We start from the raw sequence: 15,196 nt of genomic DNA, 5'->3' as shown, positions 1-15,196 counted from the left end.
ATGCACCCTCAAACGCTTTTCTGCACAATTCATGCGCCGATCATCGCGAATCGCGCAAGAATACAAGCACCATGCATCGGAACTGCGCCATAATCCAGCAGAGTTTGGAGGATAAGAGGAGACTGACGATGGGCCCGTTCCCCCATGACGCACCGCCGCCGGCGATTTCGGCGGAAAACCCCGCCGGGACGGACGGTTTCGAGTTTGTGGAGTTCGCCCACCCGGAGCCTGAGAAGCTTGCGGAGCTCTTCGGCCGCATGGGCTATTCGCCGGTCGCCAGGCACAAGACCAAGGACATCACCGTCTGGCGGCAGGGCGATATCAACTATGTCCTGAACGCGGAGGCCGGATCGCATGCCATGCGCTTCGTTGGCGAGCACGGGCCCTGCGCCCCCTCGATGGCCTGGCGCGTCGTCGACGCGAAGCACGCCTTCGAACATGCCGTTGCCAAAGGCGCCGAAGCCTATACCGGCAGCGACAAGTGCCTGGACGTGCCGGCGATCGTCGGCATCGGCGGCTCGCTTCTCTATTTCGTGGAAACCTACGGCGAAAAGGGATCAGCCTACGACGCCGAGTTCGATTGGCTGAGCGAGCGTGATCCGAAGCCGGCCGGAGTCGGCTTCTACTATCTCGACCACCTGACCCACAACGTCTATCGCGGCAACATGGACAAGTGGTGGGCCTTCTACCGCGAACTGTTCAATTTCAAGCAGATCCATTTCTTCGACATCGATGGCCGCATCACCGGCCTCGTCAGCCGGGCGATTACCTCGCCCTGCGGCAAGATCCGCATTCCCCTGAACGAATCGAAGGACGACACGAGCCAGATCGAAGAATATCTGAAGAAGTACAAAGGCGAAGGCATCCAGCACATCGCCGTCGGTACCGAGGCGATCTACGATGCGACCGACAAGCTCGCCGCAAACGGTCTGAAGTTCATGCCGGGGCCGCCGGAAACCTATTATGAAATGTCCCATCAGCGTGTTCACGGACACGACGAGCCGATCGACCGGATGAAGACACACGGCATCCTGATCGATGGCGAGGGCGTGGTGAACGGCGGCATGACGAAGATCCTGCTGCAGATCTTCTCGCGAACGGTGATCGGTCCGATCTTCTTCGAATTCATCCAGCGCAAGGGCGACGAGGGCTTCGGCGAGGGCAATTTCCGCGCATTGTTCGAATCGATCGAAGCCGACCAGATCCGGCGCGGCGCCCTTGGCCACGAGGCCGCGGAATAGCGGCTGCGCCGCAGACACGCCGCGCGGCAGCCCGCGCGTCAAGGCCTGTTGAGATTCCGGCCACCCGCCGCCGCTTGCCTGATTTCCGGATTCCTGTGCTCGTCACAGGAATCCAGCCAGGCCAAGTCCTTGGGCTGAAAGAACGCTTTCCGCGCCGCAGACGTGGCGCTGCTCTCATCCCTATGACAAGCACGAGAGAGATCGCAGTCCTCCGAAAACTTTCTACGGCGCCGCGCGTCTTATCAGACGCGCAAAGGGCGCTGTTAGCACCTTGGACTGCTCAAGGCTCTGACGGTCAGTTGCGCCAGCGCGTCGGCGACGGCGTGCGGGAAGGGCCCAAGCCTCCGTCGTTTCTGAAATAGCGGGAGGCCGCCTCGGTGCGATTGCGCACGTTCATCTTCTTGTAGATGTTGCGCACATGCACCTTGACGGTGTTTTCGGACAGTCCGAGGCGATCTGCGATGATCTTGTTCTGCGTGCCCATGCAGATGAGATCGAGGATCTGGATTTCGCGTGTCGTGAGGACGACCTGGCCAAATCCTTTCCCGCGCTCCGGATCGACGCCTTCAGAGGCCGTCTCGTCCTGGGTGGCGAGGTCCCGCTCTCCAGGATTCTTCGGCGCAAGGCGCCTGAGCAGTGCGGCGGGAAAATGTTCGCCGCCCTTCATCAGGAGGTCGATGGCGGTAAGGCAAACGTCGAGGTGGAGATTCAAGGGCAACACGCCGTGGATCATCCCCTCCTCGACCAGATGCGAAACCGATGCGTCGATCCCTTCCGCGTTTTCGACCAGCAGACCGACGGCCGCTTTCGGGTGGAACTCATGAATCATCCTGATGATCGATAGAAAGTTCGCCATCGGCACGCGGTAGAGCATGACCAGCGTCACACCTACGAGGTTGCCGTCCAGAAGGCTGTCGGCGTCCGAAAGCCGCACCACTTCCTGGTCCTGAAAACGTGCGCCGATCGCCTGGGTCAGACACTCGGCGAAGAGGTCCGTCCTGGCTAGCATGACTATTTTGCTTTTTTTGGGTGTTACACTTTTGCTGTCTTCGAACCCGCCCAACCCCGAACTCGCACGATACATTATCCCCTCCTCGGACTTCCCCTTGGTTTTTACGGGTTTTTTACCCATGTGGAGAAAGGCCCGCGTTGTGAAAATTGCTTGGATTAAAAAAATTTCTGGAAAAAAAGAATTTATGTTGGCTAATGTATCGTAAATATGGGGGATGTAAAACCGCCCAAAAGGATTAGGTGGCGGCCACAATCCTGTCTAAATCGTTCAAGAACGAACCAATTTTGGGCGAATCCGCGAAATTCGTGCGGGATCGGCAACGGTGCTCTTGCCTTTCGCCGGACCCTCGCTTTTGAGGGGTGAACCGCACCCGGCGCCTCGTCAAACCCGATATGGTCGTCGTAGTAACTCGGACAAGAATTCGCCACTCCGTCCGACGAGGTCGATACTCACATCGGGTTATCGCGAAGGTAATGCGGGCGCGGTCAGTTCGGTCGATCGCGTGCTGAGGCAGACGCCCGACGCACTTTCCGCCAACGAACCCTGCAGCCGGCCTTCGCTCCGCAATTCAAGCGTGCCCGGGCAAACGAACTGCACGACCGAGATTACGATTGTCAAGTATTTTCAGTGCGTTAGCTGACCGCATCGATCGAGGTACATGCACAGGCATGGCGAGGCGATCGCGAGCTGCACTCGAAACGAGTGCGTCGGTTGCCGCGCATCGAACATCGAGCGAAAAATCCGAGACGGGCCGGCGCCGAGTCTCATAACCACAATAGGTAACTTTCACTCGACTGCGTTCCAGATCAAACTCCAATGGTCGCACCAACATTCTGTGCGTCTTCGGTCGTTGTTTCGCGTAGAAGATCGGAAATATAGATATTTACGTTTATATGACAAATATTATGACTATGCGTTACCATACGTATGAATTTAGGCGCTTAGTATCGCGCTGAAATGACATTGCAAGCAGAGACGGAAGATTCATTTCCGCTAAACCGCCAAAAGAGCCAGCGCCTCAAGAATCCTATAAAAGATGAAGGGTTTCGGTGCTGGCTCCCCCTCTTATGAGGAAGTGCTTATGCCCGATTCCTCACAGAAGAATCTTGGGCTCCACGACAACTTCAGTGCCGATGACGAGCTGAAGACGGGTGCGCTTGCCGATGGCGTAGCGATGAACACGTCCAGCAGGTCGGTTGCCGGTGGCAGCACCAGTCTCACCGAGACCGCCGGGGGTGACTTTGCCTTCTCCCTCGGCGACGGCTTTTCCTTTTCCCTGAATGTCGACAATGTTCTGGGCAACGGCGCCAGCATCTACGAAGCCGGGTTCAGCCTCGCCCAGGCCAATAGCCTGGCCGATCAGGACCGCGCCTATGACGCCGGCAAGAGCGGCAATACCGATCCCGGCACAGGCAGCGGAGAACCTGGTGGCGACGGCCTCACCACGGACGGTTGGGATCTCAAGGGCGACGAGGGTGCATCCCACTCCTCGACGGAGACGCCGCACGGCCCGGCAAGTCCGGACTTCCACCACGAAATCGTCCAGGGCGCGAACCTTCTCAGCAACGCCGACGTCAGCACCACCGTTGGCGATCCGGGCGTGACCCCGGCGGGGTCGGATAGCGACGTCGAATGAACGACCGGATGCACCGGCCGTGCTGGATACCGATCGCGGGCGAACGCCAGCACGTTTCCTTCACTCGTATCCGATTGAAGAAAAAAAGAGGTTAGAGGCACCCTTTGCTGCGGAAAGGGGAAGGATCGGACGATGCATTCGGAGAAGATCAACGAGATCGTTGCGCATTTCATAGGGCTGTTCAACACGGCGATCGATGACGCGCGTATGAGATTTGAATACCTGCAGGGATATGAAACCCCGAAGACTGCGCAAAAGGAGGACTCCGACGACGTACAGTCGGCTGATTTCCGGTCTGACTTCGCGTTGAAAAGCTACGATCCCGAGATCTCCTACGAACTCCGGGCTTACGACATTGCCCGGCTCGACTCCGCCGATCATGCCGCCCCGTCACGGCATCACCTCGACCAACCGGCCGCCGCGGCGCAAGCCGGACAGGTGGATGCCCGGTCCAGGGAGGACCACGGCATTTCCGGCAACGGCCCCGAGGCCACGGATACGATGACTCCTGCGGGTCCCGACGCGGGCTTCAGCCATATCTATCAGGCAAGCACCCTCCATGACGACGATGTCGTGAACCTGACCGGAATGCTTGGGGAGCCGCGCAACCTGACGCATGTGGACCAGACGCTCGAAGGCTTTCTCGCGGAAGCCCTTGAAGCCTCGCCCTTCGCGCAGATCGGCGCCGCCGAAGCACCCGCCTCTTTCGCCGCTGTGGCTGCGAAACTTGAAGCACTTGCCTCCCTGGCGGGCGCCAGCCAACAGGCCGTTCCGCCCGCGCCCGCGACAGGCGGACCGGAAAACCTTCCGCAGGCCGCCTCTCCGGACGAATTGGTGAAGAACGAGGCGGGCGATGCCGTTCTCATCGCAGAACGCATCGAGGGCACCTATGTCAACGGCACCCGCGCCGACGCCGCGCCGGAACTGCGCGACAACCTTCCGGGGCGAGAGCACACTGCTCACCCCGCCGGGACGCCTCTAGCCAAGCCGCTCCAGAACGGCGACCTCGACATTCATGCGGGAGCCAATGTCGTCGCCAATGTTGCCAGCGTCGTCGGCGCTGTGGAGGCCCCACCCGTGACCGCCGTGATGGGTGACTACCATCAAATCGATGTCATCTCGCAATCCTACGTCTATGCCGACAGGGACACGCTCGACGGCGCGATCTCCGGTACATGCGCGACGATGACCACGACCGTCGCACTGAACATAGCAAGCTTCGGTGGCGGAGAAACCGGGGCATGCCTGCCCCAGGAAGCGGAGATTCCGGCCGAATCTTCGACATTCCCGACAAGCTGGCGCGTGAACGTCGTCGAAGGCGATCTTTCCATCGTCCATTGGGTCGAGCAGTACAACTTCGCCAGCGACAATGACAGCCTGACCGTTACCAGGACGGGTGCGGAGACGACCGTGCTCAGCGGCGGCAACACGGCAGTGAACGTCGCGTCGTTTCTCGGCATTGCCGAGCACTACGATCTGATCCTCGTCGGCGGCCGCCTGGTCGATCTCGACATCATCAGCCAGATCTCCATCCTCTACGACAATGACGAGATCGCAGGCGTATCCGCCGGCAAAGGCATCGCGCTGGACACCGGCGGCAATCTCGTCTGGAACATGGCCTCGATCGGAAACGTGAGCTCCGGCGTCCGCTTCGAGGCGATGCCGGACTACTTTCATGAAGCCGCCGACCAGATGCACGAGGGCGACGGCACATTGCCGGACGAACTCCTGCGCGACAATGCTTTCGAAGGCTATGCCGACCTGCACATCCTGTTCATCACCGGTAATCTCTATGACGTCACGATCGTCCAACAGGTCAGCATTCTCGGCGACGCCGATGCCGTCTCGTTTGCCGCGGGCAAGTTGCTCGAAGACGGACCGGAGGCCTCGGTCGCGGTGCATACGGGAAACAATGGCGTCTTCAACGTCGCGGAGATCATCGACTCCGGCGGGACGACCTATGTCGGCGGCGAGATCTATTCCGACGCAGTGCTCATCCAATCGGGAATAGTCGACGGAATGCCGGACCTTCAGCGGGACAGTGGCGGTCTGACGACCGAACTCATCGCCTTTATCGGCGAGGATACGGCGCCGCAGGGCGGAGACATGGACGGCGATCACGGCACCGACCTGTCCGGCAGCCAGTGGAGCGACGTCATGCATACGATACTGGCTTGAAGCCGATCCGCTTCGAGCTCTCAGGGTTGCACAGCTTCGAACGGAGATCCGTTGGACGGTCCTGACCGCAACGACTTCAAGAGCCAAGCGCAGGGGAGCGAGCATGAACGACATGTCGAAGTGGTATGCCGGGCGAGGCAAGCCGCAGCGCCGGGATGTCGCACGGCTGGAGCTGCCCGAGATAGCCGAAGCCGAGGCTGTGGCACCCTTCGAAAGGCCGCCAGGGCCGAACGGAAAGGCAGACGCGGCAAGGTTCTCGGAGCAAAAGCAAGCATCGGCATCGGCCGATGCGTGCCGCGACGAGGGCGACGTTCCCAAGGTGGAAAGACGACAGGCCCCGGGGCTGCCGCGAACGATCGAAAATCACCCGGGCCCGATGAAGCAAGACGACCTTCGCCCGGTTGAACGCAGCGCAACAGGTGAAGGGAAAGCGAGCGAAGACGGCGGCGGCAGGAGCACGCTTCACAAGCGCATGGGACCGGCGAACTTCGCCGCCAGCCTGCACAACGGCATGGCCGCTGTCCGGCGCAACATGCTGATCGTCATCGCTTTCACCCTGGCCATCAACGTCCTCGTCCTGGCCATCCCGATCTATTTGTTCCAGATCTCCGACCGGGTCCTGACGAGCCGCTCGCAGGACACGCTGGTCATGCTGACGGTCGCCGTGCTCGGCGCCGTGGCGCTTCAGGTCATTCTCGACGCGATCCGCCGCTTCATCCTGATGCGCACCGCCGTCGAAATCGAGGTCCAGCTCGGCACACCGATCCTCAGTGCGGCAGCCCGGGCCTCGCTGCACGGAAGCGGTCGGGACTACCAGATATTGGGCGACCTGCAGCAGCTTCGCGCCTTCATCACCTCCGGCACGCTTACGGCTTTCCTCGACGCTCCGCTGACACCGCTCTTCGTGATCGTGGTCTACCTCATACAGCCACAACTTGGCATGATCGTCATCCTGTGCTGTACGGTTCTGATCGTCATCGCCTATCTCAATCAGAAGGCGACGACAAAACCATTCAGCGAAGCCAATGCCTCGCTCGGCCGGGCCAATTTCCATCTCGATTCGATGGCGCGCAACGCCCAGATCATCAATGCGCTGGCGATGATTCCGGAAGCGGTGAGAATGTGGGGCCAGGAGACGGCGGCCTCGCTCAAGGCGCAGGTCTACGCTCAGGACCGCAACATAATCTTCACCGGCGCATCCAGGGCCGTGCGGATGTTCACCCAGGTGGCGCTTCTCGGCTGGGGAGCGCATCTGGCGATGGAAGGGCAACTGACCGGCGGCATGGTGATCGCCGCTTCGATCATTGCCGGGCGTGCGCTCGCGCCCGTCGAAGGAGCCATCGAGGGCTGGAACCAGCTCAACCACTCCCGCGCCGCCTATCAGCGAATCAGGCAGCTCTTGCTCACCTCGCCCTTGAACTTCCCGCGGCTGCGTCTGCCGAAGCCGGAAGGCCGGCTCGACGTCGAGCGCATCCTCTTCGTACCGCCGCCGCAGAAGCGCGTGATCCTGAACGGCATCTCCTTTTCGCTGGCAAAGGGGGAATCGCTTGCGGTCATCGGCAATTCCGGCTCCGGCAAGACCACCCTCGGCAAGATGCTGGTCGGCTCGATTCTGCCCACATCCGGCAGTGTTCGTCTCGATCTCATGGATCTGCGCAACTGGGATCAGCGCCAATTCGGCGAAAGCATCGGCTACCTTCCCCAGGACGTTCAGCTCTTTCCGGGAACGATCAAGGCAAATATCTGCCGCATGCGTGAGGATGTGGACGACAGCATGGTTTATGAGGCGGCGGTGCTCGCCGACGTGCACGAACTGATCGCAACCTTTCCGCAAGGCTACGAGACCGTGGTCGCCGCTGACGGCGCCCCGCTGTCGGGCGGTCAGAAACAGCGCATAGCTCTGGCGCGCGCCTTCTTCGGCAATCCGAAATTCGTCGTCCTCGACGAGCCGAATTCGAACCTCGACAGCAATGGCGAGGCCGCACTTGCCCGCGCGCTGGCGCATGCGAGGAAGGAGGGCATCACCACCGTCACCATCACGCAGCGCCCTGCTCTCCTGCAATGTGTCGACAAGATCATGGTGCTGCACGAAGGAACGGTGGCGATGTTCGGCGCCCGAAACGAGGTGCTCGCCGCGCTTGGCGCAAAGGCCGAAGGCGACCGCGGGCAATCCCGCATTCACGGAGATTGACGATGCAAAGCGACAGGCGGAGCACCGAACCTCGAAATCCGGCGGAGTGGTATGCCGAGGTCCCCCGTTCGATCCGGCTCCACAGTCTGGTTGGCCTGGCGCTGATCGCGATCTCCTTCGGCGGCTTCGGCTACTGGGCTTTCGCGGCACCGCTTGCCGCGGCAATCATCGCCCAGGGAAGCTTCGTCGCCAACGGCAACAACAAGATCGTCCAGCATCTGGAGGGCGGCATCATCGAGGAACTGCTGGTCGCCGAGGGCGACAAGGTCAAGGCCGGCGACATTCTCGTGAAGCTCGATCAGACGGTCGCCCGGGCCAACGCCCGTATGCTCAACCTCAAGCGCCTCCGCCTGGAGGCAGTCGTCGGGCGGTTGAGGGCGGAGGCGGTGGGCGAAGATGCCTTCAGCGTACCCGAAATCGTCGCCCGGCAGGCCGACGATCCCGACATTCGCGCCATCATGGAAAGCCAGAACGTCAATTTCCAGAGCAAGAAGATCAAGCTGCGCGACCAACTGAACCTGATCGACCAGAACATTCGTTCGCTTGAATTCCGGGCCAGGGGATACGCTCTGCAGCAGGCATCGTTCAATCGGCAGTTGGAGATTCTCAACGAGGAGCGGGAGGCCAAGAGCAAGCTCGCCGACAAGGGCCTGATCCGGCGCCCGGAACTCATGGCGTTGGACCGCGCGATCGCCGACGCGATCGGCGAGATCGGCCGGCTCGAATCGGAGGTCAAGGAGAGCTACACGCAGATCGACCGCTACCGCCAGGAGGCGGTCATCGCCGTCAATACCAACAAGCAGGCGGCGCTCGACGGCCTCGAAGCGGCCGAGGCCGATCTCGACAGCGTACGCGAGCAGGTTCGCGAGGCGTCCGAAGTGCTCGGCCGCGCCACCATCCGTTCGCCTGTCGATGGCACCGTCGTACGCAGCTATTTCCATACGGCCGGCGGCGTCATCGCAAGCGGAAAGCCGATCATGGAGATCCTGCCGGCCAACGTCCCGCTGATCATCGAGGCGCAGCTGCTGCGCACCGCCATCGATCAGCTCAAGGTCGGCGAAGACGCCACGATCCGGCTTTCGGCGCTCAACCGCCGCACGACGCCGGTGCTGAAAGGCAAGGTCTTCTACGTCTCGGCGGATTCGATCGAGGAGGAAGTAGCCGGCGGCCAGCAGCGCGACGTCTATATCGTGCGCGTCGAAGTGCCTGCGAGCGAGATCGGACGCGTCCACGGCTTTCACCCCGTGCCCGGAATGCCGGCCGAAGTGTTGATCACCACATCGGAGCGCACCTTCTTCGAGTATCTGACGAAGCCCATCACAGACAGCATGTCGCGCGCGTTCAAGGAGACCTGAATGCAGGACGTCTATGGAAGCCGGTTTCGATCGGCGGAATATGCAAGTGCGCAAATCCGGTTCCGGCGCATCATTCTCGGGACCGCTTGGAGATCGCCATGGCGGCTGCACAGGATGTGCTTTTGCTCGTTGGTCGCCTGAACTACGTGTGGACCAACACCGAAAGCCTGCTCATCTACGTGATCGCCCACCTTCTGGGGGTGGAAAAGGACGCGGCCATCGTCGTTTTCCTGACTCTGAATACGACGCGCGCCCGAATCGATCTGACAGAGCGCCTGGCGAAGCTGCCGCGGATCCCGGCGGCGACTCGCGACGAGGTGCTCGCCATTACCGTGCGGCTGAAGCAGCAATCGAAGATGCGCAACAAGTACAATCATTGCATCTACTCCGTCGACGAGCAGGGCGAGATTTCGAGCACGCAGTTGATGCGACTCGTCGAAGGCGAGAAGGACGTGCGCTACGGCAAGGTCGAACAGCTCGATGCCCGCGAGTTGGCGCGTCTCGACAATGCGGTTCGCGAGATCACCGATATCAGCAGACGTCTGTGGACGTTCATTCGATCGAGACCGAACTTCGACGAGCGCTCGATATAGGGGAGCAGCCGAATACCGGCACTCGGTAGTTGTCCTGCGCAGTTGGACGGTGTATACTGAACAGAAGCATTATTGTATTCAATTATTCACTAACGTAACGATTTTGGCGTGTATCGAGTATATTGCCGCAAAGAGACGACAATGACAGTCCACGTTATCGACTGCATCGAAGAATTTAAAAAAAATCATAGAAACTGGAACAAGATATATCGTTCAGATCCGGAAGCGCACGCTTTTCTCTCCTGGCCCTGGCTGCAGGAATACCTTCCGCACCGCGAGAGGTGGCTCATTCTGGCCTGGAAAAACCGCGCCGCCGGAAAACGGTACGACGCGTTCCTGCCGCTCGAGCTGGCGACCTCTCAGGACGAGGACACGGGTCTCTTCGTCGACGAAATCCTGATGATCGGCAATCACGGAACCGGACGCACCGGTTTTCTCTGCGCACCTGGCCTTGAAAGCGAGGCGGCGGACGCATTCGCCGGCATCCTCGCGTCCGAAAACTGGACAAGCATCCGATTCGACCGCTGCGGCGCGGCCTCGGCGCGGCTCGAACGGTTGCTCGATGCCTTTCCCGAAGGGGAGTTTGCGCGCGTTGACACCGTCGACGAGGGAGAGAGGATCGACGCCTGCGGGCGTCGCCTCCGCAGTATGCTTCTTAGAACCCTCACGGGCAGGAACCTGCGCGACTGCCTCAATCGCCGCAGCCTGGGCATCGTCTTGGAGCGGGCGGTGGCGCTGCACGCCTTCGGCGACTTCGACGGAGCCGAAGCGGGCTATCGGCAGCTGATCCGCACCGTTCCGGGACATATCGAGGCGCGCTGTCGCCTTGCGCATCTCTTGAGCGACGTGGGCGAATATGGAGAGGCGGAGCATCTTTATCGCACCTTGCTGCCGGCAGTGCCGAACGCGGACGACGTTCTCCACTGGCTCGGCGACACGCAAATGGCGCAGGCATTCTACCGCAAGGCGGGCAAGACGTTTCAAGAGCTGCTTGCCCGCTACCCGCATCGAGGCATCCTGCGCTACAAACTCGCGGTCGCGCGCTTGGCTTCGGGCCAAAGGGATGCCGCTATCGCCACCTTCCAGAGCTTCCACGACATCGTATCCGACGACGCGAACCACGTCCTCTGCAAGACGAGGGCAGAGGAGATCCTGATCCGCCTGAGGGGTGTCGCCGGCATGGAGGAGCAGGATGAGGAGCAGGAGCCCGAGCCGGAGCAGGAGATGCAGGCGCACGAGGATGCGATTCGGTTGACGGCAGCTGCGCAGCCGCTCCTGACACCTCTGCTGCCCGCCGGCTCATCCGCCCATCTGCATGCGAGACCGTCGCCATATGGCTGGAAGGCCTCGAAATTGAAGCACTGAAACCGGTTCCTGTCCGCACCCCGCCACAGCGGCGCGTGCTGCCGGGGCGCGCGCAGTCGCTGCGGGATCTCGATCATGTTGATCGAATCCAACAGGTTGGAGCGGGATGCGGGCGGAAACGGCACACGCTTTTCCGCATCCCGCTCAGCTTTAGGAACGCTTCTGAATGATCCCGTAGACGACGTTGCGGTTCGCACCGAACTGCACGCGCGCTTCGATGGCTTCCCTGTCGGCGCTGGCATGAATGATCTGCCACATGTCGAACTCCGATCGAAGCAGCAGCGCCCAGTTCATGAAGGTTTCCATGTAGCCGTCGACATGGATGTCGCGCGCGAAATTGGCAAAGAGGAAGACCCCGTTCGGCTTCAGCATTTCCAGGCATCTCCGCGTGAGCTTCACCGCCACCTTTTCGGTGAGGTAGTCGTAAAGCCCGGCGGCATAGATGAAATCGAACTGGCCGAGCTCCTGTGACCTGGTCAGAAGACTTTTGACCGACCCGTCGACTGCCTCGATGCGAGTTCCCGTGAAGTCGCGCGCGATCGAACCGACGCTCAGCGGATCCTGATCGAGGGCGACCCACCGTTTCAGGCTACCCTCCCGCAAGGCTGCCGAGCGGTTGGCCTCACGCAGGTGCCCGGCGGCGATCGTCAGGATCTCGGCCTCCCCTCCCCGCGTCGCCGCAATCTCGTCGACATGGCGCGTCAGCAGGTCGCGCCGCTCCCGCACGGCCACCGAAGATGAGGCGTCCTTGGTGTAATCGTAGAGTGCTCGCCCGAGCGGCGTGGCCCTTGCGACATTCCCGGCAATGCTCGGATGTCCATAGATGAAGTCGAGCAACTGGGCGTCGCCGGAATAACCCCGGGGCTTTTCGAACGACCAGCGCGTAAACGGGTCCTGGAGGAAGAATTCCGACACCGTGTGATTCTGGATCAGTGGTATCAGCTCCTGCCAGACGCTCGGCTGATATTTATTGCGCACATCATGAAGAGACCCGGCAATCCGATGTATTATCTCCGCAGGGTCTCGCTGCTGCCCGAACTGTTGCTGCGCGATGTTCAGAATCAGCGCAATCTCGGCCTTTGCTGTCGCCAGCTGTTCTTCGTAAAACTCGATTCTCTGGGAATTGAATTCGGTTGCGATGGCGGCGGGCGTAATAAGGCTCTCGCCGTCTAGTACGATCTGAAATTGGCTCACGCGTGACTCATCCGTTAACTGTTTGTTAACATTATGCCCAGGACCCGGCACCGCGCCAGCCGGGTTTCAAGTTTTCGAATAATATGGTTAATAAAAACAGGTATTGGATTGTTTCAATACACTATTGAGCGCTCTTCTGATCTTTGACAATTCAGCAAAACTTAATTTGCCTCGACTATTGTGCCGGACGTTCCTGACTGTCTTCGTAGGGTGCTTGTTGGGATTGGATGGGGCGTGAAGCGACAAGAGCCGGAAAAGGAAAAGTGTGTGCGGTTTTCCGCCCGCACCCCGCGTCTCAACTTTTTGGAATCGATTACGCTCATGGTTTCAGGTCGAACCGATCTAAATCATCGTGATCCAGGACGCGTCGACCGCCGCAAGGAGTTTCAGCCTCGCGGCGGGCGGCGCAAAGCGATTGGGATCGGTGCATGAGGCACACGTTGGCCGAGGGAATTGAGATCGATCTGCAGGCGCAGCCGCCCAGACTGCAATCTGTAGAGCTGCAAACGCTCTATCGGAGAGAAGGCGAAGTCGCGCGCCGGACGGCAAGCCGCCAGGGCCTCTGGGTGGCCGTGGCCGTCTATCTGCTGTTCGCGGCCACGGATATCCTGCTCGTTCCCGACGTCGCGTTTTATGCAATCCTGGCGCGCCTTGCGGTGGGCGCTACGGCGATTGCCGCCATCGAGGTGTTGTTTCGGCTGGATGCCGAGACGAAGTGGTTCGATCTCACCTGCGCAGGCGCACTGGTGGCGGGTTATTGGGGTTGGCTGTTTCCGTCGCTGATGACCAGCCAGACCGAGAGTATTTCCTATTATATGATCTTTGGCGCGATATTCATGATGGGCGCCAATCTATTCTTCAGTTTCCACTTTCGCCTGTCGGTCGTAACCTCGGGAATCGTCCTCGCCACGTTCTTTCTTGCCTTGGTATTCTATATACCGAAAAGCGTATCCTATCAGGTCGCCTTCGGAACCTTCTACGTCTCGTGCTTCGTCTTCACGTCCTATGTGAACTGGAAACTCAACCGGGAGCGCTACAAGGTCTTTCTCAATGCCTTCGAGGCGAAGATCCAGCAGAAGGAAGCCTCGGACCGCGGAAAAGCGCTGCTGCGGCTGTCGCATACCGATTCGCTCACGGGCCTCGACAACCGCCGCGCGGTCGATCAGAAGCTCCGGGACTATTGGAGCGACTGGCAGAGAGGCGGGAAGAGCTTTGCGGCAATCCTTATCGACGTCGATTTCTTCAAGAGGTACAACGACTTTTATGGCCATCAAGAAGGCGATCGCTGCCTCGTTCTCGTTGCCAATGCGCTGAAGGAGTCGATCGCGCCCTACGATGGGTCGATCGGCCGTTATGGCGGCGAGGAATTCATCGTGCTGGCACGGCTGAAGACGCGGGAGCAGGCGGCGGATCTGGCGGAAGCCGTACGGCACAGCGTCGAGACCCTCGCTCTGCCGCACGAACAGCGGCGCGACGGCATGTCGATCGTGACGGTGAGCGTCGGCGCGGGTTTCACCCGCAACCAGATCGGTTCGAAGCTCGAGAGACTGATCCATGAGGCGGATCGCGCTCTCTACGGGGCAAAGGCGAACGGCCGCAACTGTGCGCGCCTCTTCGATCCGAACGACCCGCAAAGCAGCGACGAGAGCGAGAACATCGCCGCGCTCCTGAAAATTGCGATCGACCAGAATCTCGTCTCACTGGTCTATCAGCCCATACGTGACGTCGCCACCGGCCGCGTTGACGCGGTCGAGGCCCTGATGCGGCTGAAGATGCTGGACGGCACGTCCGTCCCTCCGAGCCTCTTCGTGCCGATTGCCGAGCGGACCGGGGCCATCCTCGATCTCGGCCGCTGGGTGATAGGCGTGGTGTGCCAGGAACTCCTGGCAAGCGAGCATGTGCCCGTTGTCAGCGTGAACGTCTCGCCGATCCAGCTGAGATCGCCAGGCTTCGCGGCTTCGGTCGCTGCCATTCTCGGCGAGACCGGGGTGGCCGGCAGCAGGCTCGCCTTCGAAATCACCGAGGGGCTCGAGATGGAGATGCATTCCGATATCCTGCGTTGCATCGCCGATTTGAAGACGCTGGGCATCAGGATATGGCTCGACGATTTCGGAACCGGCTTCGCCGGCCTGTCATGGCTGCGCCTGATCGACTTCGATACGGTGAAGATCGACCGATCGTTCCTTCACGACTGCGACACGCCCAAGGGCAAGGCGATGCTCAGGGACATTATCGGCCTGGTGCGAAACCGCGGGCACAAGATCCTGGTCGAGGGTGTCGAGACGGAGGAACAGCTCGCGCTCATGCGGCAATTCCGGATCGACCACGTCCAGGGTTTCCATGTGGGGCGACCCGCGCCTGCGCGAAATTTCCAGCCGCCCCCACCGACAGACAAGCGCCGGACCCGCGCGGGTCCGCATTGATCGGACCG

General features: G+C 60.6%; 10 protein-coding genes. 8 read left to right on the top strand and 2 right to left on the bottom strand.

The window, feature by feature from the left end; all coding sequences use genetic code 11:
* Positions 1-128 precede the first annotated feature (128 nt).
* Positions 129-1,241, top strand: coding sequence for a 4-hydroxyphenylpyruvate dioxygenase (hppD, locus tag AC6CIG_RS14310; protein ID WP_127709203.1), 1,113 nt, complete (start codon positions 129-131; stop codon positions 1,239-1,241).
* Positions 1,242-1,536: 295 nt separating this feature from the next.
* On the opposite strand, the gene AC6CIG_RS14305 is transcribed toward hppD, so the two are convergent.
* Complete coding sequence (locus tag AC6CIG_RS14305; RefSeq protein WP_437412835.1) at positions 1,537-2,325, bottom strand: helix-turn-helix transcriptional regulator; 789 nt, start codon at positions 2,323-2,325, stop codon at positions 1,537-1,539.
* A gap of 1,009 nt (positions 2,326-3,334) precedes the next feature.
* Between AC6CIG_RS14305 and AC6CIG_RS14300 the strand changes: the two genes are divergently transcribed.
* The 6 genes from AC6CIG_RS14300 to AC6CIG_RS14275 all read left to right on the top strand — a co-directional run bounded on the left by AC6CIG_RS14300 (position 3,335) and on the right by AC6CIG_RS14275 (position 11,571).
* Complete coding sequence (locus tag AC6CIG_RS14300; protein WP_018099352.1) at positions 3,335-3,889, top strand: hypothetical protein; 555 nt, start codon at positions 3,335-3,337, stop codon at positions 3,887-3,889.
* Positions 3,890-4,021: 132 nt separating this feature from the next.
* Positions 4,022-6,067, top strand: a complete 2,046-nt coding sequence (locus AC6CIG_RS14295; protein ID WP_127709205.1) for a hypothetical protein — start codon at positions 4,022-4,024, stop codon at positions 6,065-6,067.
* Positions 6,068-6,170: 103 nt separating this feature from the next.
* Positions 6,171-8,258 carry a type I secretion system permease/ATPase gene (locus AC6CIG_RS14290; RefSeq protein ID WP_127709207.1) on the top strand — a complete coding sequence of 696 codons (2,088 nt, stop codon included), beginning with the start codon at positions 6,171-6,173 and terminating at the stop codon, positions 8,256-8,258.
* A 2-nt stretch (positions 8,259-8,260) separates the two neighbouring features.
* Positions 8,261-9,613: an HlyD family type I secretion periplasmic adaptor subunit gene (locus tag AC6CIG_RS14285; protein WP_127709209.1), complete on the top strand. Its 1,353-nt coding sequence runs from the start codon at positions 8,261-8,263 to the stop codon at positions 9,611-9,613.
* 98 nt (positions 9,614-9,711) lie between these two features.
* Positions 9,712-10,206: a hypothetical protein gene (locus AC6CIG_RS14280; RefSeq protein WP_018099348.1), complete on the top strand. Its 495-nt coding sequence runs from the start codon at positions 9,712-9,714 to the stop codon at positions 10,204-10,206.
* A gap of 141 nt (positions 10,207-10,347) precedes the next feature.
* Complete coding sequence (locus tag AC6CIG_RS14275; RefSeq protein WP_102762224.1) at positions 10,348-11,571, top strand: tetratricopeptide repeat protein; 1,224 nt, start codon at positions 10,348-10,350, stop codon at positions 11,569-11,571.
* Positions 11,572-11,721: 150 nt separating this feature from the next.
* Here the strand turns inward: AC6CIG_RS14275 and AC6CIG_RS14270 are convergent, their stop codons facing one another.
* A complete protein-coding gene (locus tag AC6CIG_RS14270; RefSeq protein ID WP_127709211.1) occupies positions 11,722-12,765 on the bottom strand; it encodes a class I SAM-dependent methyltransferase in 1,044 nt (347 codons plus the stop codon).
* A 428-nt stretch (positions 12,766-13,193) separates the two neighbouring features.
* Between AC6CIG_RS14270 and AC6CIG_RS14265 the strand changes: the two genes are divergently transcribed.
* Entirely contained in the window at positions 13,194-15,188 is a 1,995-nt protein-coding gene (locus tag AC6CIG_RS14265; RefSeq protein WP_018099345.1) for a putative bifunctional diguanylate cyclase/phosphodiesterase, read from the top strand.
* The last annotated feature ends 8 nt before the right edge of the window (positions 15,189-15,196 follow it).

The organism is Sinorhizobium sp. GQ132 (assembly GCF_059758575.1).
Note: the sequence above shows the minus strand (reverse complement) of the source record. Positions and strands in the feature narration are given on the sequence as shown.